We start from the raw sequence: 19,670 nt of genomic DNA on the forward strand, positions 1-19,670 counted from the left end.
GCATCGCCGCGGCGGTAGGCTCGTGACGGCCGCGTCGGGAAGGGACAGCATGCCCTCTCGACTCCGCTGGATGCGGCTCCGCCCGCAGGAGACCGCTCTCATCGCGATCACCGCGGTGTGGGGCAGCACGTTCCTGCTCGTGCACTGGGCGATGCAGCATTCCGGGCCGTGGTTCTTCGTCGGCATCCGCTTCCTCGTCGCCGGCGCCATCAGCGTCGTGATCTTCCGGGGTGCGTTGCGCGGCATCCGCTGGCGCGACATCGGCGCCGGAGTCGCGATCGGCGTGATGGTCCACCTCGGATACGGTCTGCAGACCGTCGGCCTGCAGACGATCGACTCCAGCACGTCCGCGTTCATCACGGCGATGTACGTGCCGCTCGTGCCGCTCGCGCAGTGGGCGGTCTTCCGTCGGCGTCCCCCGGTCATGGCCTTCGTCGGCGCGGGACTCGCGTTCGTCGGCCTCGTCCTCATCGCGGGTCCTGACGCGTTCGCGCTGTCGCTCGGCAGCGGTGAGATCGTCACGATGATCAGCACCCTGCCCATCGCAGCCGAGATCATCCTCATCTCGCTGTTCGCCGGGCGCATCGACCTCGGGCGGATCACCGTGGTCCAGCTCCTCACGGCCGGTCTTCTGGGGCTGCTGACCATGCCGGTCGTCGGCGAGTCGCTGCCCGAGTTCTCCTGGGTCTGGGTCGGCTGCGCGGTCGGTCTGGGAGCCGCGAGCTGTCTCATCCAGCTCACGATGAACTGGGCGCAGAAGTCGGTCTCCCCCACCCGCGCGACCATCATCTACGCGGGCGAGCCGGTCTGGGCGGCGATCGTCGGTCGGGTCGCCGGCGAGCGCCTGCCCGTCACCGCACTGCTCGGCGGAGCGCTGGTCGTGCTCGGCATCCTCGCGAGCGAGCTGAAGCTCGTGCGCCCGCGGCGCGCGGCGGTGAGCGAAACCGAGACGGATTCGCGGGAATAGAAGCGCGGGGTCGGCGTTTCACCCCACATGATTGAAACTTCAACCGTCGTGCCGATCGCGACCGAGCGGACGCGCGTGCGGGTGCCGATGCGCTTCGGCGACGGCTACTCGACGACGGCGGACGTGGTCACCTTCGATGGTCTCGCCGACGGCCGCGAGCACCTGCTGCTCGGACTCGGCGACTGGCGAGGCGCTCTCGAACGTTCGGCGGACGGGGGCGATGCGCCTCTCGTGCGCCCGCACAGCGAGTGCCTCACGGGCGACGTCTTCGGCTCCGAGCGGTGCGACTGCGGACCGCAGCTGCGCGAGGCCGTGGAGCGGATCGCCGACGAGGGCGGTTTCCTCCTCTATCTGCGCCAGGAAGGTCGCGGCATCGGCCTGTACGCCAAGCTCGACGCCTATGCCCTGCAGGACTCCGGCCTCGACACGTACGAGGCGAACGTCGCGCTCGGCCGTGGCGAGGACGAGCGGGACTACACCGTCGCCGCGCAGATGCTGCGGGTGGTGGGCGCCGGGCGCATCCGCCTGCTCAGCAACAACCCCGACAAGGCCGCACAGCTCGCCGCGATGGGCATCGACGTCGTCGAGCAGGTGCGCACCGGCGTGCACGAGACGACGGCGAACCACCGCTACCTCGAGGCCAAGCGCGACCACACCTCGCACACCATCGACCTGACGGCGGCGTGATGAGCGACCGGCAGCTGGACGACGCCGAGATGGCGACGTGGCTGCCGACGATCCGCCTCGTGCAGCTGCTCCCCCAGGTGCTCGACCGCACTCTCAAGGCGGAGACCGGGCTCAAGCACGCGTATTACGCGATCCTCGTCTCGCTCGCGAGGGAGGATGCCGCGGCCATCACGATGACCGATCTCGCCGGGATCGCGGGGCTCAGCAGATCACGCCTGAGCCATGCGCTGGACGTGCTGGAGGACAGGGGCTGGGTGACCCGCACCTCCTGCGGACGGGACAAGCGCACGCTCACGGCTGCCCTCACCCCCGAGGGTCGGGATCTGCTGCGGGATGCCGCGCCCGTGCACGTCGCGCAGATCCGCGAGCTCGTGCTCGATCCCCTGACTTATGAGGAACGGGAGCAGCTCGGTCGCATCGCGACCAAGCTGCTGCCCGGAGTCACCGACGCGCTCTCCCTCAGGACCTCCGGCGACGGATGACGAGCAGGCCCGCTCCACCGCCGATGAGGACGAGGCTGAGAACGATGACGACCCAGGGCACCGCTCCGCCCGTGGTGGGCAGTGGGGGTTCGATCTCGACGAGTCCGGCGTCGATGGTGGGGTTGATGAACGAGGCCACGAGGGTGCCGTCGGCGTCGACCACGAACCGCATGTCGGATGCCCCGGGGCCGAGCGTGAACACCGGGCTTCGTCCGGCGCGGTTCGGGTTGGAGTCCTCAGCCCCGCCCGCGCCCTGACGCGTGAACTCGAACCCGCGCGGCACGTCGGAGAACTGCACGTAGTAGCTCCCGCGCGGGAGACCGTCGAACAGGTAGCGCCCGGCCGCATCCGTCTTGACGGCGGGCACGGGGGTGCCCCGCCAATCGACGGCGGGTGTGCCGTCCGCGGTGAACAGCGCCACGGTGACGCCGGGGGCCGGCCTCTCTTCGGCATCCTGTCGACCGTCGCGGTCGGCGTCGAACCAGACGAAGTCCGACACGGCGTAGAGCTGCTGCGCGATCCCGAGGTCGATCGTCGGGTCGATCCGCACGGCACGCGTCGTCCCGTCCGCCGCGGTGACCGGTCGCACCTCGGTACCCGCGCCGGACAGCGTGAACACCGGGGTGAGACCGGTCGCGTCGGGGTTGGAGTCCGCGGCGGTCGAGACGCCCGGCGCGGACTGGATGGTCGGCATGTAGCCGGCGGGAAGATCCGTGAAGCGCACCCGGTAGTCGCCCTGGCGCAGGTTGTCGAACACATAGTGGCCGTTCGCATCGGTCGTCACCGACGGCACGGGGGCGCCGTCGGCGTCGACCGCCGGCGACCCGTCGGGGTTGACGAGGGTCACGGTGACACCGGCGACAGGCGCCTCAGTCGGATCCTGCCTGCCGTCGCGATCGGAATCGATCCAGACGAAGTCACCGACCGCGAGCACCGGTACTAGTCCGGCGTCGATCGTGCGATCGATGCGCCGCGCGACCGTGACGCCGTCGGCGTCTTCGGTCGCCGTGGTGTTCACGCGCCCAGGCCCCACCTCGAAGGGCGGCGTGATGCCGCTCACGTCCGGATCGGAGTCGCCGGGAGCGTCACCCTGGCGCGGCGTGGTGAACCGGAATCCGGGAGGCGTCTCGCTGAACGCGACCGTGTATGTTCCGGGCGGCAGATTGTCGAAGACGTACCTCCCGTCCGCGTTCGTGCGCACCGGCGGAACCGGCTGACCGTCGAGGTCGGTGACCGGGTTGCCCGAGCCGTCGCGCAGGGTGACGAGCGCTCCGGGGACCGATGCCTCGCCGTCGTCCTGACGGCCGTCGCCGTCGTCGTCGATCCAGACGCGGTCACCGACCGCGAACGCCTGCGTGAAGCCGAAGTCGACCGTCAGCAGGTCGGCGGCGTCGCCGTTCGGTCCGTGCGCGCCCGCGCCCGTCGCGCCGGCGTCGACGTCGTCGACCGGGTTCGTGCGGGTGAGGGTCACCACGCCGGAGCTCACCCCCGTCGCCGAGGGGTCGCTCGTGTTCTCGCCCGTGTCGCGGTTGTTCGCCGAGGTATCGGTAGATGTGGGCGTCGATGAGAACCACGACGTCAGCGGCCCGTCGTCCTCGAAGTTCGACGCCGCCACGCGCACGCGGTAGTCGCCGGTGGGCAGACCGTCGAAGCGGTAGAAGCCGTCTGCGTCGGTCGTCGCGGTGATCGGGTCTCCGCCGGCATCGCGCACGACCTCGCCGGCGCCGTCGAGGAGCTCGACGACCGCGCCGACCACCGGGTCCTCGCCGGGGTCGTACGCGCCGTTGTTCGCCTGTCCCGCGCCGGTGCCGCTGTCGAACCACAGCCGATTTCCGAGCGACAGCGCCGGGACGAACCCGAAGTCGGCGGTCAGATTGTCGAAGCCGTCGCCGTAGGGACCGTGCTGCCCCGCGCCCGCGGCACCGTCATCCCCGTCGCCCGTGACGCCCGGCGCCAGCGTGATGACGGCCGAGCTGATGCCGGTGCTGGCGGGGAAGCGCGAATCGACGCCCTTGTCGGCGTCGTTCGAGCCGCTGTCGAACGCGGCGCTGCTTCCCGTGCTCGACAGCTGCGCCGCGAGCGGGCCGCCGTCGGCGAAGTTCTCGGCGGCGACGCGCACCACGTACTGTCCCGGGGCGAGTCCGTCGAAGCGGTAGAAGCCGTTCACATCGGTGGTCGCGGTGACCGGGGCGCCGTTCAGGAGCACCGGGTCGCCGTCCGCGTCGAGCAGCTCGACGACTGCTCCGACGACCGGATCCTCACCGTCGTCGAAGCGGCCGTCGTCGGTGTTCGCCCCCGCACCGGTGTCGAACCAGAGACGGTTGCCGAGGCTCAGCGTCGGTGCCGCGACCGTAACGATCGCCCGGTCGTCGTTGTTGGACGGGTTGTCGGAAGACGGGGTCGGGTCGCCGTTCTCGTAGCGGTCGGGCGCGCTCCCGACCGGGATGGTCTCGGGCGTCGGCTGGTTCGGCGCCGGCTCGACCGCCGCGACGTTGACGAGGTCACCCGCCGTCGTGCTCGTGACGCGAGCCGTCACGGTGATCGGCTCGGCCGCCGCGGTCGCCGCGAGCGGCGCGCCCTGCCACGTCAGCGTGATCTCCTGACCGTTCGCCGTCGCGGACGACCAGTCCGTGCCGGTCGCCGAGAGGTACTCCAGACCCGCGGGGAGGCGATCGGACACCGTGAAGCCCGATACGGCCGTGCCCGGCCCGTTGTTGCTCGGTGTCAGTCGGAACGTCACCTCATCGCCGACCCGGTACGGACCGGAACCCGATGTGAGCTCCTTGTCGAGGGTGAGGTCGATCAGCTGCACCAGCCCGAAGTCGACCGTCAGGTTGTCGAAGCGGTCGCCTCGCGGACCGTTGGCTCCGGCGCCGGCCCCGCCGCCGTCCGCCTCTCCGGTCACGCCGGGGCCGAGCGCGATCGGGCCGGAGGCGATGCCGGTGGCAGCCGGGTCTGCGGCATCCTGCCCCTTGTCGACGTTGTTGCTTGTCGCATCGAAGGCGGTCGACGCGCCGGTCGACGAGACCCAGTCGGCGAGCACCTCTCCGTCGGCGAAATTCGAGGCGGCGATGCGCACCCGGTACGTGCCCGGGGCGAGGCCGTCGAAGCGGTAGAAGCCCTCGGCGTCCGTCGTCGCGGTGACCGGATCGCCGTCGGCGTCGCGCACCGGGTCGCCTGATCCGTCGAGGAGTTCGACGACCGCGCCCTCGACCGGGTCCTCCCCAGGGTCGAAGCGCCCGTTGTTCGTGCTCGCACCCGGACCGTCGTCGAACCAGATGCGGTTGCCGAGCGAGTAGTTCGGAGTGAAACCGAAGTCGAACGTGTGATCGGCCGACCCCGGACCGGGCGTCCGCACGGCCGCGGTGATGAGCGACGGGCTCTGCGGCACCCCGTTCGAATCGACCGCCGGATCGCCGCCGGCGGTCGTTCGAGTGGGCACGACCTCATCGAGCGAGCCGCCGTCGGCGTAGTCCTCGGCTCTGTCGAGCCGGATCTCGTAGTCCGTGTCCGGGGTCAGCGGCAGCCCGTACACCGCGGCCGCGGTCGAGCCGCCGGGCGACGACGAGAAGCGATAGTTGCCCTGCGCATCGGTGACCGCGGTGGCGACGAGCCCGCCCGCGGTGTCGTACAGCCGTACCGTCACGCCGGCGATCGGGTCCTCCCCCGCCTCCTGCACGCCGTCGCCGTCGAGGTCGAGCCACACCCGGTCGCCGATCTCGACCGGCGGCAGCGCGGCCAGCGTGGTCAGGTCGCCGAGGCCGCCTGCTTTGCCGAAGCCTCCGACGCCCGGTTCGGCTGCCGCATTGGTGAGGGTCGCCGACCGGGACCCCGTCGATCTCGTCGACACGCAGCCACTCGGCATCCGACTGCGCCAGCAGCTGCGCGTTCTCCGGTCGATCCGCGCCGAGGCTGAGCACGAGGAGAAGCACGGTGTCGACCGCGGATGCCGACGGGTCGAGGGGCCGCGCTCCGCCGGGTTCGGCGGGCGGCGCCGCGGGGATGCCGGACCCCGCCGTCGTGCCCTCCCAGCCCACGAAGGTCGAGGCGGTCCAGCTCACGACGGCAGTCTCGCCGTCGAGCTCGGCGGCGGCGATGCCGACTCCCGCCCGGTGATCGATCCGTCCCTGCAGCTGGATGGGTGCGCCACCCGACTCGACCTCCGCGCGGAACTGCGTGCTGCCGGACTGATACGCCAGGAATCGCGAGATCGCGAGGCGTTCGGCTTCTTCGGCGGAGAGTGCTCGGGGTCCGGCCGAGGTGGCGGGAGTCGGCGCGGGCTCCGGGGCTCCGGCACCCGAGATGACGATCGTCGCGAGGATCGCCGCGAACAGGGCTGCGCACAGCCCGACGACCGCCCAGCTGCGACGTCTCGTCGATCGACGGAGAACGACCATCACGCGACTCCGAACAGCGACGAGCCGAGCGGGCGGTCGCGGTCGAATCCCGGCAGCACCAGGAAGGATCCGGATGCCGTGGTGCGGGTGAATGCGAGGAGGGCGTCGGACTCCGACATCCGCTCCAGCGTTCGCGTGAAGGTCGACAGCTCCGACTGCATGCTGATGAAGAGCAGTCCCAGCGGCTCATCCATCGAGTACGAGCGGCGCATCATGAGCGGTACACCGGTCGGCCGCGGATGCGCTCGCCGAGCATGGGCGTCGATCGGGAGCAGGTACCGGCCGTCGGCGGACTTGGCCTGGAGGTTCACGTCGTCGCCGATGCGCCCGCCCGAGAGGGGCGCACCGCTCGCGCGGCGGCGCCCGATCGCCGCCTCCTGTTCCGCGACGCTCAGCGACCGGAACGCGGCGACGTCGATCTCCATCCGGCGGACGACCATGACGGTGCCTCCTGCGGCGGGCCCGTCGGGGATCCAGACGGATGCCGCGAACTCCTCCTTCGTCGTGGGGACCGCGATGCCGTCCACGAAACCGAGGAGGTTGCGGGGCGCGGAGTGTCCTCGACGAACGCGCTCCTCAGTGCCGCGGCTCCCGCGCTGACGCCACCGCTCCCGCAGCGCGGGCGTCTTCTCGGCGAGCCGGAGAAGGACGAGCGGCAGCAGCAGCGGATCCGAGGCGCAGACCTGCACGACGATGTCTCCGCCGCGGTGTCGATCGTCGATCTCCTCGCGCGGGAACGTCGGCAGCGCCTCGGCACCGGGCGCATCCTTCCGCGCCGCCGCGACGAGGCGCGGCCCGGCGCCCACGGTCACCGTCAGGTCGCCGGGATCGAGGCCGACGAGAGCGCGGTCACGCCCCTCGACGAGCTCGAGGATCAGCGCACCGAGGGCGGCGAGAACGGCCGCGGGATCGCCGGTCAGGTCGTAGACCGCGAGCAGCAGATGCGGCTGGGCGACGCGCGGTCGGGCGATGCCGGCCTGCCGCGAGCCCGCGGCATCCACTCGCTCGGTGCCGATTCCGGAGACGGCCGCCGATACGTCCGACGCACCTCCCCCGGAGAGAGCGAGGCCGAGCGCCGCCGCCCCTCCCGAACCGAGAAGGGCCCGTCGCGACAGCCCCTGAGGACGCCGGTCCTGCTCGACTCGATGCTGGTGGTGCTTCATACTGCTCCCGCTCCGCGCGCTCCCTATGCTGGGGCGATGCGCGCCCGAGTCGCCCCCCTGACCCTTCTGGTCTCCGCTGTCCTCGTGCCGACGCTGCTGATGAGCGGGTGCTCCGCGACCGAGTCCGCCACGGAGGACGACAGGGCCCCCGCGCTGCTGCGCGTACCCGCGGATCACGAGACGATCACCGACGCCGTCGACGCCGCCGCCGAGGGCGACACCGTGCTCGTCGCCGCCGGGGTGTACCGGGAGACGGTCGCGATCGACACGGCGGGCATCACCCTGCGCGGGGAGGCGCGCAACGAGGTCGTCATCGACGGCGAGGTGCGGCGAGGCAACGGCGTGGTCGTCTCGGCGCCGGGGGTGACGGTGCAGAACCTCACCGTGCGCAACGCGACGCAGAACGGCGTGCTGGTCACCGGGATGCGCAGCGACGACGGCACCCCCGTCGGCGGACATGACGGCTACCGCACGATCGACACCGACGACTTCCCGCTGCTCGACGGATTCCGGATCGACCACGTCACGGCCTCGAACAACGGGCTCTACGGCATCTACGCTTTCAACGCCGCCGACGGCGTCATCACGGGCTCGTACGCCTCGGGCGGGGCGGACTCCGGCATCTACGTGGGCCAGTGCGACCGGTGCGGCATCGTGGTGAGCGGCAACGTCGCCGAGCGCAACGCGGTCGGCTTCGAGATCGCCAACGCGGGCGGCGGGCTCGTCGTCACCGGCAACCGGTTCGTGGGCAATCGGGTGGGAGCCACCATCGCCTCGGACCACCAGGAGGCGTACGTGCCGCAGCGCGGAGCCTCCCTGGTCGGCAACGTCATCGCCGCGAACGACGAGGTCGCAACGCCCGAGCAGGCCGAGGGCGGCTTCGGAATCGGGGTCGGCATCGCCGGGGGCACCGAGAACGAGGTGAGCGCGAACCTCATCGAGGCGAATCCGACCGCGGGAGTCGTCGTCACGTCCGCGGAAAATCTCGGCCCGGAGGACAACCGCGTCACCGGCAACACCCTGCGCGAGAACGGCACCGACCTCGTCTTCGCGCCGGCGTCGCGCGCTCCGGGTTCCGGGAACTGCTGGGAGGGGAACGGGGATGCCGTCACCGCCCCGACCGATCTGCAGACGCTGTCTCCGTGCTCCGCACCGGGCCCCGTCCCGACCGCAGCGTTCGACTCGGAAGCGGGGCCGGCCGGCATCCCGTTCTCCGAGGTCGCTGCTCCCCCCACGCAGCCCGATCTGGGCCTGGTCGACGCTCCGCTGCAGCGGTGGAAGGGCGCAGAAGACGTCCCGCAGATCGACGTGGCGAGCGTCGGCATCCCGTCGCCCGATCTGCTCGCCGAGGTCTCCGCGATCCGCTGGTGAGGCGACCCCGTGGATGGGGACGGAACGGGAGAGATCCGTCCCCATCCGTGCGAGGCCGAGGCCGTGCCTCTGCCCCCTGAGGGAGGGGGCGTCGAAGGCTCTCGCACCCGGGCATCCCGTCGTGTTCGAGGGGCCGGGATGCCGGCTGGTCTCGGAGATCAGCTGCACCCCCGGAGGCGCGGCTGACCCGAGGTCTGCGGGCGGCGGGCGTGCGCGAATGCCGGACGGCTCCTCCTCGTGAGCGAAGCGTCGTCATCGATCGTCATGCGGGTTCCTCGCGCGATGTTCACGGGGAGGGAACGGAGAACGAGACGTACCCCACGTCGCGCTCTCCGCTCACCGTGCTCCCCTTTGCAGTGGCAACCGGCGTCGACCAGTTCGGCGTGGCTCCGGCGGGCAGAAACGTAGCAAGCAGGCGTTTACACTCACGGCCGAAGATGGTGAACGCTCGGCATCCGACGGTCGGCGAACCGCGTTCTGCTCTGAGCAGAACCGCTCGGCCCCCGGCTCGCGCTCGTCGTACCGTGAGTCATGGCCGACATCGTCCCGTTCCCCCGAGCACCCCGATCCACCGCCCCCGAACCGCTGTGGCGCCACCTGCTCGGCGATCAGCTGCGGCGCCGACGACACGACCGCGAGGAGACGCTCACCGAGACCGCAGACCGCGCCGGCGTCTCACCGCAGTACCTCTCGGAGGTCGAACGCGGACTCAAGGAACCGTCGAGTGAGATGATCGCCGCGATCGCCGGCGCGCTCGACGCCTCCCTGATCGAACTCACGAGCGCAGTGGCCGACGAGCTGCGGACGACGGCTGCTCTGGCATCCGCTGCCGTATCCGCCTCCCGCGGCGCGTTCGCCCTCGCGGCCTGACCCGGCTCAGACCGCCCGCTCCCCCAGCACCGTGTCGATGAGACCGTAGTCGAGGGCGGCGGATGCCGTGAACACGCGGTCGCGGTCGGTGTCGGCTCGCAGCTCTTCGACGGTGCGACCGGAGTGCCTGGCGAGGGTCGACTCCATATCGGAGCGCACCCGCACGACCTCGTCAGCCGCGAGGATCAGGTCGGGGATCGCACCGCGTGACTGTCCGGCCGGCTGATGCAGCACGATGCGCGCGTGCGTCAGCGCGGACCGCTGCCCCGCCGCGCCCGCGGCGACCAGCAGCGCCGCCGGGCCGATGGCCTGCCCGACGCACGTCGTCGCGATAGCCGGGCGGATGTGCTGCATCGTGTCGTAGATCGCCAGCGCCGCGCCGGGATCGCCGCCCTCGCTGTTGATGTAGAACTGCACGGCCGACTCCGGACTGTCGGCGTCGAGGTGCAGCAGCTGCGCGATGAGCGCGTTCGCGACCCCCGCGTCGATGCCCGTGCCGAGGTAGATCACGCGCTCCGCGAGCAGGTGCGAGTACACGTCCATGACGCGCTCGCCCCGCGGATGCTGCGCGATGACGTTCGGGATCGTGTAGCTGCTCATGACCCCGCCCCCAGCCCGACCCGCGCCCGACGGCGCGGCATGATCTCGGCGACCGAGTCGAGGATGCCGTCGATGAAGCCGTAGTCCTGAGCCTGCTGCGCGGTGTACCAGCGGTCGTGCAGCGAGTCCTCGAAGATGCGCTCGGGCGGCTGGCCCGTGTCCTCGGCGATGAGGCCGAGCACGGTGTCACGCATGTGGCGGAGGTCGCCGGCCTGGGTCTCGATCTCGACCGCGGATCCGCCGATGCCCGCCGACCCCTGGTGCATGAGGATGCGGGCGTGCGGGAGTGCCCGGCGCTTGCCTTTCGCCCCGGCGGAGAGGAGGAATTGGCCGGCGCTGCAGGCGAGCCCGAGCGCGAGGGTCGAGACGTCGTTCGGGATCAGGGTCATGAGGTCGCGGATGGCGAGCATGGCGGGCACCGAACCACCCGGGGAGTGGATCCACAGGGCGATGTCGGTGGTCGGATCCTCGACCGACAGGGTCAGCAGCTGCGTCATGAGCAGCGTGCCGTTGTCGTCGTCGAGCGCGCCGTCGAGCACGAGCACCCGCTCGTGGAACAGCGCGCGGCGGGCCTCCGGCCCGAACTGCGGGATGGGGTTGTCTTCGCTCATGCCCCCAGCATCCGTCGCCCGTGCGCGGGCCGCGAGAGAATCCGCCGGGGGCGGATCCGCCGTGAGCAGAGGCTCCCCGTCGCATGCACTGCAGGAGATCTCTCGCAATGCAGGAGCATTCGTCGCTCCTGCTCCTGCACATCGTGCGATCTCCTGCATCATGGGTGTCGTGCACGACGGTGGGTTTCGTGTTCAGTCCCGACCACCGGCGCCTGCTCGCGCGCGCTCAACCCGCGGGCGAACGGTGGCTGCACTGGACGAGAGACAGCTCCGACAGCATCCGATCCCGGCTCGACTGGCCGCGCGACGGCGTGTTGCTCGATGTCGAGGACGACGTGTTCTGGCCTGCCGGCTGGGGTGTCAGACCTTCGAGCGCCGACGCGCGCAGAGCGATCGAGACCGAGCGGGTCGGACAGTGGCCGACGCTGGTGCCCCTGTTCGCCCATCGGTACATGCCTGCCGCCCCGGCCGGGCCGGGTGCTCCCGTGTTCTCGGTCCGGCAGACCGACGTGGTCTTCTACGGCGCGGATCTGCTGGATTATCTCCGTCATGAGTTGGAGCCGGACACCTACGACGTCGGCGCGATGAACGTGTCAGCCGACGCCTGCATCCCGTGGTCGCTGCTTCCCTTCGAGCAGGACGTCGCCGACGAGGTCGGGCGGGCGCGGAGATCCTTCGCACGCGCGTAACATCGCCGACTCACGAGCCTCCTACCCTCGAGCCATGGACACGCAGCAACAGACACCCGAGTGGCAGTGGTCGGAGGACGGCATCAACTTCCGCACCCGCAAGTGGGTACGTCCCGAGGACCTGAACGCCAACGGATCGCTCTTCGGCGGGAGCCTGCTGAAGTGGATCGACGAGGAGGCCGCGATCTACGCGATCGTGCAGCTCGGCAACTACCGCGCGGTGACGAAGCACATCTCCGAGATCACCTTCGAGGCCTCGGCCGTGCAGGGGGACCTCATCGAACTCGGACTGCAGGCGACGCACTTCGGCATCACCTCGCTCACGATGCGCGCAGTGGCCCGCAACATGATCACGCGCAAGCGCATCCTGACGATCGAGAAGATCGTGTTCGTCAGCCTCGACGAGAACGGCCGCCCCACCCCGCACGGCTACCGCGACATCACCTACAACCGTGACCGGATGCCGACGGAGCGGCTCACCACCGGAACGGTCGCGCTGCCGAAGCACTGATGCGTGTGACGCGTCAGCGGGCGAGTGCCGGAATCGTGCCGGTTGCGGGAGGCGCCGTCGTGGCCGGGGCGGCGGATGAGGGTGCAGCGGCGACCACCGCCGCGACGCGCGCAGCGCGCGCGGTCGACCGCGCAGGCTCCCCGGCGTTGACGATGCCGCGCACCACCGCTCCGATCACGAGCAGACCGACCAGCAGCGCACCCGAGACGATGACCGGCGTCCACTGATTCGCGAACGACGCGGCCAGGCTCAGCACCGCGGCGGGGATCCAGACCCCGACCGCGCCGCCGGCCAGACCGGCCGCTCCGCGCGTGATGGCGATCGCCGCGACGAGCGCGCACAACCCGGCCAGCACGGCCCCCACTATGCCGATCGGCACCAGAATCGATGCCAGATCGCTCGCAACCCTCGATGACGTCATGACGACCCCCCGTCAGCGGACCCTCCGCACTACCAACAGTACGAAGGAGGCACCGTCGCAGCATCCATCTGCAGGATGATGTTGCGTAATCTTGACGAGCCGTTCAACGACGCGTCAGCCAGCCGAACCGCGACCCGCGCACGGTGCGGATCGGCTGGGTCACGACGGCATCCACGACCATCGACCCGTCGGTGGGGCCGACGATGGCCATGGTCGACGTCTCGGTCGCCTCGACCGGGTCGACCTTCATGTGCGCGAGGTCGCGATGCGCGCGGATGTAGGCGGGCACGAGCAGCACTATCGCGCCGAGCCAGGCGAGCGGATTGCTGAGCGCGACACCCTCGAAGCCGATCAGCGCTCCGAGCACGACGGCGGCGCCGACGCGCATCACGAGCTCGATCACGCCGGTGACGGTCGGGACGAGCGTGTGGCCGAGCCCCTGCAGCGCTCCTCGGAGCACGAACAGGATGCCGAGCGCCCAGTATCCGCACCCGTTGATGATGAGCATGAGGTGGGCGAGGTCGACGACCTCGTCTGCTTCGACCCCGTGGCCGACGAACAGACGCACGAGCGGGGCGCCGAAGGCGATGATGACGACGCCGAGCAGGAGCCCCGCGCCGATCGCCATCCACGTGCCCTCGATCACGCCGCGGCGGATGCGGTCGGGCCGCCGGCCGCCGAGGTTCTGCGCCGCATACATCGACGCGGCCAGACCGAGCGAGGAGAGGAACGCGACGGCGAGGCCGTCGACGCGGGATGCCGTGGTGTACGCCGCGACCGCGTCGGAGCCGAGCGTGTTGAGCGCGACCTGCACGGTCAGGGTGCCGATCGCGATGATCGACGCCTGGAAGCCCATCGGCAGACCGAGGCGGAGGTGCTCGCGGACGTCGTCGCGCGTGACCCGCCAGTCGACGGCGCGCAGGTGCAGCATCGGCAGCCGGCGCCGCACGAACTCGAGACACAGCGCCACCGAGACCGCCTGAGCCACGACGGTCGCGAGCGCAGCACCGCCGACGCCCCAGTCGAGGGGTCCGACCATGAGCACCACGAGCCCGACGTTCAGCGCGCACGACACCGTCAGGAACACGAGCGGCGTACGGGAGTCTCCGATCGCGCGGATGATCGCCGAGAGGTAGTTGAAGAACATCGTCGCGCTCGCGCCGAGGAAGCTGATCTGCGTGAAGATCGTCGCCTCGGGCAGCAGCTCCGCGGGCGTCTGCAGCAGCTCGAGCACGGGGCGCGAGATGAGCGGCGCGACGATCGTCAGCACCACGCTCGTGATGCCGGTGAGGATGACTCCCGTCGCGACGGAACGCCGCACGCCGGGAGCGTCGCCGGCACCGAACGCCTGCGCGATCGGGATCGCGAAACCGCTGGTCAGGCCCCAGGCGAAGCCGATGAGCAGGAACAGCAGGCTGCCGGTCGCGCCGACGGCCGCGAGGGACTGCACGCCGAGCTGGCGTCCGACGACGACGGCATCGGCGAACTGGTACATCTGCTGCACCACGTTGCCGATGAGCAAGGGGATCGAGAACGACAGGATGACACGCCACGGGCGACCCGTGGTGAGGGAGGTGGCCATGGGGAAGCGGCTCGCAGGACTGGGGGACGGATCGGGGGAGCCACCATTTTATCGAATCGATTCGGGCCAGCACCATCCCCGATCGGCAACTACGGTCTATGGGATGAGCACCACGAAGCGATCAGCATCCGACGACGGCGTCGGCACTCAGACCGGGTCCGACGAGCAGCACCTGCGGCGAGCGCTGAGCAACCGCCACATCCAGCTGCTCGCGATCGGCGGGGCCATCGGCACGGGCCTGTTCATGGGCAGCGGAAAGACGATCTCGGTCGCCGGCCCGTCGGTGATCTTCGTCTACATGATCATCGGATTCATGCTGTTCTTCGTCATGCGGGCGATGGGCGAACTGCTGCTGTCGAACCTCAAGTACAAGTCGTTCAGCGACTTCGCGAGCGACCTGCTCGGTCCCTGGGCCGGCTTCTTCACGGGCTGGACCTACTGGTTCTGCTGGGTGGTCACGGGCGTCGCCGACGTCATCGCGATCGCCGGGTACACCGACGCGCTCTTCCCCGGCATCCCGCTGTGGATCCCCGGCCTGCTGGTCGTCGTCATCCTGCTCGCGCTGAACCTGCCCACCGTCGCCGCCTTCGGAGAGATGGAGTTCTGGTTCGCGCTCATCAAGATCGTCGCGATCGTTGCCCTCATCGTCACGGGGCTCGTCATGATCGTCACGGGTTTCCAGCACGAGGCCGGCACCGCGAGCTTCGCGAACCTGTGGAACCACGGTGGCATGTTCCCGCACGGGTTCCTGGGCTTCGTCGCCGGCTTCCAGATCGCGGTCTTCGCGTTCGTCGGCGTCGAGCTCGTCGGCACCGCCGCCGCCGAGACGAAGGACCCGGAGAAGAACCTCCCCAAGGCGATCAACGCCATCCCGATCCGCATCCTGCTGTTCTACGTCGGCGCGCTCGTGATCCTCATGGCCGTCACGCCGTGGACCGAGTACGTCGCAGGTGAAAGCCCCTTCATCGCGATGTTCGCCCTGGCCGGACTCGGCATCGCCGCGACGGTCGTGAACCTCGTCGTGCTCACCTCGGCCATGTCGAGCGCGAACTCGGGCATCTACTCGACCTCGCGCATGGTGTTCGGCCTCGCGCAGGACGGTGACGCCCCCCGTCTGTTCGGTCGGCTGTCGAAGCGCCGGGTGCCGCAGAACGCGCTCTTCCTCTCCTGCATCCTGCTGCTGTCGGGCGTCGTGCTCCTGTACGCGGGCGACGACATCGGCACGGCGTTCGACATGGTCACGACCGTCTCGGCGGTGTGCTTCATGTTCGTCTGGACGATCTTCCTGTTCAGCTATCTCGCCTACCGTCGCAACCGGCCGGAGAAGGCGGCGACGTCGGGATTCCGGATGCCGGGCGGCGTCTTCATGGTGTTCGTGGTGCTCGCGTTCTTCGCTTTCATCCTCTGGGCGCTCACGACACAGCCCGACACCCTGACCGCGCTGCTCGTCACGCCGATCTGGTTCGCGCTGCTGATCGTCGCGTGGCTGTTCGTGCGGAAGTCGCAGAACCACCTCGAGCGGCACGCCGCGCACATCGCGTACCTGCGGGAGTCCGCGGAGTAGGGCCGGGCCCACCTGGACGGCACTGCCCACCTGCAGGTCGAGAACACGGATGCAGGTCGGAATGGGCGTTCCCGGCCTGCATCCGGGATTTCCACCTGCGGGTGCGCTCGACGGATGCCGCGCGCGGCCGACACACAGCGGCAGGCGGATATTCTGGACGCCGCGGTCGCGGAAGGAGAGCGATGTTCGACAGTCCGCTCTCGGCCTCGGCCTACGAGATCCTCGGCGTGGAGCCCGACGTCGAGCACGAGGAGCTCCGGCGCGCATACCGCCTGAGACTGCGGCAGACCCATCCGGACACGGGCGGAGACGCGGCGGTCTTCATCCAGGTGCAGCGCGCATGGGAGCTCGTCGGCACCCCCGAACTGCGCGCGGCCTACGATCGGCGCAGCGGCGTGCACCCCGGCATCCCGACGGATTCGGCAGAGGCGGGATGGCGGCCGCAGGCCGCGACCCGCACCGACACCCGGCCGAAGGCCCGCTCGTACGGGCACCCCGGCGGATGGCGGCGCGAGCGCTACCTGGCCCTGATCCGGGAGTGGGCGGGCTTCGGCGTCGAGGTGCCCGACCCCTACGACCCGGCGCTCGTGCGCTCGGCGCCTCGCGAGCTGCGCCGCATGCTCGCCGACGCCCTGGCCGAAGAGGCCACGGCCCGCACCGTGAGCGCGCTCGGGATGGGGTACACCGTGTGGCACGACGTCGCGACGAGTCCTGACCCCGACGACAAGCTCGACCATGTCGTGCTGAGCCCGTCGGGACTGTACGGCGTGATGTCGGAGGACTTCGGCGGCGTCGTGGGCTTCCGCCGCGGCGAGATCACCGGCCCGAGCCTGGGCACGAGGGCGCCCGTCACCGCCGCCCTGGCCCGGATGCGCGCGGTCGCCAAGGCCGCGAAGGTGAGGTTCGGCGGAGCCATCATCGTGCTGCCGGACGACGACCTCGCGCAGGCGGTCACGCCGCTCGGCACCAGTCGCGGTGTGCCGGTCGTCGTGGTGCGGCGCAGCGCGCTCGCGATGGTGCTGCGGCAGGGCGTGCCCGGCGCCCGGGCGATCGGCGGCAACGAGCTGTTCGACGTCCGCACGAGGCTGCAGCAGACCGTCACGTTCGTCTGACGCCGCGGCATCCCCCAACTCGCCCGCTCGCGCTCGCCCCGAGTCTCGCCTCCCCCACCCGCCGAGCCACCCCCTTCACGGCGGACCACCCCCGGCCCGTCGAGCCACCCCCTTCACGTCGAGCCACCCCTTTCACGTCGAGCCACCCCTGTACGAGCCGCACCGAACGGGGTGGTTCGGGCACAAGGGGGTGGGCCGGCGGAGGAGGCAAGGGGAGAGGAGGGGGAAGGCAAGAGGGGGAGAACAAGATGCGTTGACGGATGCCGTCAAACCGGTTTACACTCGTCAAACCGGTTCACGACAGCCGCGACACAGACCCGAGGAGGTGGCATGAGCCGCACGACCATCGCCGATGTCGCCCGCGAGGCAGGCGTCACCAAGGCCACCGTCTCGCATGCCCTCAGCGGCAAGCGGCCCATCTCCGACGACACGAGGGCGAAGGTTCTCGCCGCGGTCGAGAAGCTGCAGTGGGTGCCGAGCCAGAGCGCCCGAGCCCTCGCCACACAGCGCGCCAACGCCGTCGCCGTGGTCCTCGCCCGCGATCCCGAGGTCATCGCGAACGACTCGTTCTTCCCCGCGTTCATCGCCGGCGTCGAGTCTGTGCTCGCCGAGACCGAGACCGCGCTCCTGCTTCAGGTGGTGCCGGATCGGGATGCCGAGGAGCGCGCGTACCGCACCCTGAGCCACGGCCGCGCCGACGGCGCCGTGCTGCTCGACCTGCGCACCGACGACTGGCGCGTCCCGCTGCTCGAGGAGCTCCGCATCCCGACAGTGCTCGTCGGGGCCTACGAGCGGCCGACCCGCTTCTCGTGCGTGCGGACCGACGACGCGGCGCCGGTCACCGAGATCATCGACCACCTGCGCGCCGCGGGACACACTCGCATCGCGCACGTCTCGGGTCCGCTCGACTACGTGCACTCCCGCGTGCGGGCCGACGCCTACGTCGCCGCGATCGGCGACGACAGCCTTCTGCGCGAAGGCGACTTCACGGCATCCAGCGGTCGCGAGCGCACCGCCGAGCTGCTCGCCCTGCCCGATCGGCCGACCGCGATCCTGTACTCGAACGACACCATGGCGATCGCCGGTCTCTCGTACGCGCGGTCGCGAGGGCTGAACGTGCCACGCGACCTCGCCATCTCGGGGTTCGACGACGACCACCTCTCCGCCCACCTCTCCCCCGCCCTGACGAGCGTCTCGTCGGGCCCGGCCGCTCGCGGGCGCGCCGCCGCCCGTCTGCTCCAGGCCGACATCCTCGGCGCCGAGCCGCGAATCCAGGATGTCGACTGCACCGTCGTGCACTTCCGGGAGAGCACCGGCGACTGACCCACCCGAAGCCATCAGCACCACCCGAACACATCGCGTCAAGGAGGACACCATGAAGAAGATCCGTGCAGCAGCACTGCTGGGCGTCACCGCACTCGTCGTCACCGGCTGCTCGGCGGGCGGAGGCGGCGGAGGCGGCTCCGCCGACGGCACCGGTCCGATCAAGATCTGGCTCTCGAACAACGAGCAGGAGGTCGAGTGGGGCCAGTCGGTCGTCGACGCCTGGAACGCCGAGCACCCCGACGAGAAGGTCACCGCGCAGGAGATCCCGGCCGGCTCGTCGTCGGAGGAGGCCATCACGGCCGCGATCACCGCCGGCACCGCCCCGTGCCTCGTCTACAACGTCGCACCCGCCGCGGTGTCGGGCTGGGTCAAGCAGGGCGGACTCGTGAACCTCAGCGAGATCGACGGCGCCGACGACTACATCACCGAGCGCGGCGGAGAGGTCGACTCCTACTCCACCGACGGCGCGTACTACCAGGTCCCGTGGAAGTCCAACCCCGTGATGGTCATGTACAACAAGGCGCTGTTCCAGGCCGCGGGCATCGACCCCGAGAACCCGCAGATGAACACGTACGACGCGTTCATCGAGGGCTCCAAGAAGATCGTCGCCTCGGGCGTGCAGAGTGCGATCTGGCCGGCGCCGACCAGCGAGTTCTACCAGCCTTGGTTCGACTTCTATCCGCTGTATCTCGCCGAGACCGACGGCACGATGCTCGTCGAAGACGGCAAGGCCACGTTCGACTCGGATGCCGGCCGCACGGTGTCCGACTTCTGGTCGACGTTCTACCAGGAGAAGCTCTCTCCGAACGAGGCGTCGACCGACGACGCGATGTCGGCCGGCACCACGGCCATGCAGCTCGCCGGGCCCTGGGCCATCCCGTCGTACGCCGACACGGTCGACGTGGGCTTCATGCCCGTGCCGACCAGCGACGGTCGCGAGAACCCGACGACGTTCGCCGACTCGAAGAGCGTGTCGATGTTCACGGCCTGCGAGAACCAGGGCACCGCATGGGAGTTCCTGAAGTTCTCCACGAGTGAGGAGAGCGACGGACAGTTGCTCGAGGCGACCGGCCAGATGCCCATGCGCACCGACCTGACCGGCACCTACGCGGACTACTTCGACGCGAACCCGAACTACGTGGCATTCGCCGAGCAGGCCGAGAACACCGCGGACGTGCCCAGCATCCCGAACTCGGTCGAGGCGTGGCAGGCGTTCCGTGACGAGTACTCGTCGGCGGTGATCTTCGGCAAGGAGTCGATCGACGACTTCCTGAAGAACGCCGCCGCGAAGGTCGACGATCTCGTCGCCGAGTGACG

18 protein-coding genes are annotated in these 19,670 nt (G+C 70.2%); 12 read left to right on the plus strand and 6 right to left on the minus strand.

What is annotated here, in order from left to right:
- Positions 1–49 precede the first annotated feature (49 nt).
- From AUC47_RS01655 to AUC47_RS01665, 3 genes are read left to right on the plus strand one after another with little or no spacing between them, the layout of a single operon-like run.
- Positions 50–967 (plus strand): DMT family transporter, encoded by a 918-nt coding sequence (locus AUC47_RS01655; protein WP_256999397.1) that lies wholly within the window; start codon positions 50–52, stop codon positions 965–967.
- Positions 968–994: 27 nt separating this feature from the next.
- Positions 995–1,654, plus strand: a complete 660-nt coding sequence (locus tag AUC47_RS01660) for a GTP cyclohydrolase II (protein WP_096713503.1) — start codon at positions 995–997, stop codon at positions 1,652–1,654.
- Positions 1,654–2,136 (plus strand): MarR family winged helix-turn-helix transcriptional regulator, encoded by a 483-nt coding sequence (locus AUC47_RS01665; RefSeq protein ID WP_096713504.1) that lies wholly within the window; start codon positions 1,654–1,656, stop codon positions 2,134–2,136. The genes AUC47_RS01660 and AUC47_RS01665 overlap by 1 nt, the downstream gene beginning before the upstream one ends.
- Here the strand turns inward: AUC47_RS01665 and AUC47_RS01670 are convergent.
- Positions 2,114–5,986, minus strand: coding sequence for a DUF11 domain-containing protein (locus tag AUC47_RS01670; protein ID WP_179297479.1), 3,873 nt, complete (start codon positions 5,984–5,986; stop codon positions 2,114–2,116). The two genes, AUC47_RS01665 and AUC47_RS01670, sit on opposite strands and share 23 nt — an antisense overlap.
- Before the next feature lie 83 nt (positions 5,987–6,069).
- On the opposite strand from AUC47_RS01670, the gene AUC47_RS01675 reads away from it, so the two are divergent.
- On the plus strand, positions 6,070–6,252 hold the full coding sequence (locus AUC47_RS01675) for a hypothetical protein (RefSeq protein ID WP_096713506.1): 183 nt from the start codon (positions 6,070–6,072) through the stop codon (positions 6,250–6,252).
- A gap of 280 nt (positions 6,253–6,532) precedes the next feature.
- Here the strand turns inward: AUC47_RS01675 and AUC47_RS01680 are convergent, their stop codons facing one another.
- Positions 6,533–7,696, minus strand: a complete 1,164-nt coding sequence (locus AUC47_RS01680) for a Dyp-type peroxidase (protein WP_096713507.1) — start codon at positions 7,694–7,696, stop codon at positions 6,533–6,535.
- Between the two features lie 36 nt (positions 7,697–7,732).
- Between AUC47_RS01680 and AUC47_RS01685 the strand changes: the two genes are divergently transcribed.
- Both AUC47_RS01685 and AUC47_RS01690 read left to right on the plus strand, forming a co-directional pair.
- A complete protein-coding gene (locus AUC47_RS01685; protein ID WP_096713508.1) occupies positions 7,733–9,067 on the plus strand; it encodes a right-handed parallel beta-helix repeat-containing protein in 1,335 nt (444 codons plus the stop codon).
- A gap of 531 nt (positions 9,068–9,598) precedes the next feature.
- Positions 9,599–9,937: a helix-turn-helix domain-containing protein gene (locus AUC47_RS01690; RefSeq protein ID WP_096713509.1), complete on the plus strand. Its 339-nt coding sequence runs from the start codon at positions 9,599–9,601 to the stop codon at positions 9,935–9,937.
- Between the two features lie 6 nt (positions 9,938–9,943).
- Here the strand turns inward: AUC47_RS01690 and AUC47_RS01695 are convergent, their stop codons facing one another.
- Entirely contained in the window at positions 9,944–10,537 is a 594-nt protein-coding gene (locus AUC47_RS01695) for a ClpP family protease (protein ID WP_096713510.1), read from the minus strand.
- Positions 10,534–11,148 carry a ClpP family protease gene (locus tag AUC47_RS01700; RefSeq protein WP_096713511.1) on the minus strand — a complete coding sequence of 205 codons (615 nt, stop codon included), beginning with the start codon at positions 11,146–11,148 and terminating at the stop codon, positions 10,534–10,536. The genes AUC47_RS01695 and AUC47_RS01700 overlap by 4 nt, the downstream gene beginning before the upstream one ends.
- 107 nt (positions 11,149–11,255) lie before the next feature.
- Here AUC47_RS01700 and AUC47_RS01705 point away from each other — a divergent pair, with 107 nt between their 5' ends.
- Together AUC47_RS01705 and AUC47_RS01710 are read left to right on the plus strand one after the other, a co-directional pair.
- Positions 11,256–11,837 (plus strand): hypothetical protein, encoded by a 582-nt coding sequence (locus tag AUC47_RS01705; RefSeq protein ID WP_096713512.1) that lies wholly within the window; start codon positions 11,256–11,258, stop codon positions 11,835–11,837.
- 34 nt (positions 11,838–11,871) lie between these two features.
- Positions 11,872–12,348 (plus strand): acyl-CoA thioesterase, encoded by a 477-nt coding sequence (locus tag AUC47_RS01710; protein WP_096713513.1) that lies wholly within the window; start codon positions 11,872–11,874, stop codon positions 12,346–12,348.
- A 13-nt stretch (positions 12,349–12,361) separates the two neighbouring features.
- Here AUC47_RS01710 and AUC47_RS01715 read toward each other — a convergent pair whose 3' ends face one another.
- Positions 12,362–12,727 carry a hypothetical protein gene (locus AUC47_RS01715; RefSeq protein ID WP_143740682.1) on the minus strand — a complete coding sequence of 122 codons (366 nt, stop codon included), beginning with the start codon at positions 12,725–12,727 and terminating at the stop codon, positions 12,362–12,364.
- Between the two features lie 145 nt (positions 12,728–12,872).
- Positions 12,873–14,351, minus strand: a complete 1,479-nt coding sequence (locus AUC47_RS01720; protein ID WP_096713515.1) for an MATE family efflux transporter — start codon at positions 14,349–14,351, stop codon at positions 12,873–12,875.
- 103 nt (positions 14,352–14,454) lie between these two features.
- Here AUC47_RS01720 and cycA point away from each other — a divergent pair, with 103 nt between their 5' ends.
- From cycA to AUC47_RS01740, 4 genes are all read left to right on the plus strand, one after another.
- Complete coding sequence (gene cycA, locus AUC47_RS01725) at positions 14,455–15,915, plus strand: D-serine/D-alanine/glycine transporter (RefSeq protein ID WP_096713516.1); 1,461 nt, start codon at positions 14,455–14,457, stop codon at positions 15,913–15,915.
- A 182-nt stretch (positions 15,916–16,097) separates the two neighbouring features.
- Positions 16,098–17,027, plus strand: coding sequence for a J domain-containing protein (locus AUC47_RS01730; RefSeq protein WP_096713517.1), 930 nt, complete (start codon positions 16,098–16,100; stop codon positions 17,025–17,027).
- Between the two features lie 330 nt (positions 17,028–17,357).
- On the plus strand, positions 17,358–18,350 hold the full coding sequence (locus AUC47_RS01735) for a LacI family DNA-binding transcriptional regulator (protein ID WP_096713518.1): 993 nt from the start codon (positions 17,358–17,360) through the stop codon (positions 18,348–18,350).
- Positions 18,351–18,402: 52 nt separating this feature from the next.
- Positions 18,403–19,668: an extracellular solute-binding protein gene (locus tag AUC47_RS01740; RefSeq protein WP_096713519.1), complete on the plus strand. Its 1,266-nt coding sequence runs from the start codon at positions 18,403–18,405 to the stop codon at positions 19,666–19,668.
- The last annotated feature ends 2 nt before the right edge of the window (positions 19,669–19,670 follow it).

Source organism: Microbacterium sp. SZ1, assembly GCF_002362255.1.
Taxonomy (GTDB): Bacteria; Actinomycetota; Actinomycetes; order Actinomycetales; family Microbacteriaceae; genus Microbacterium.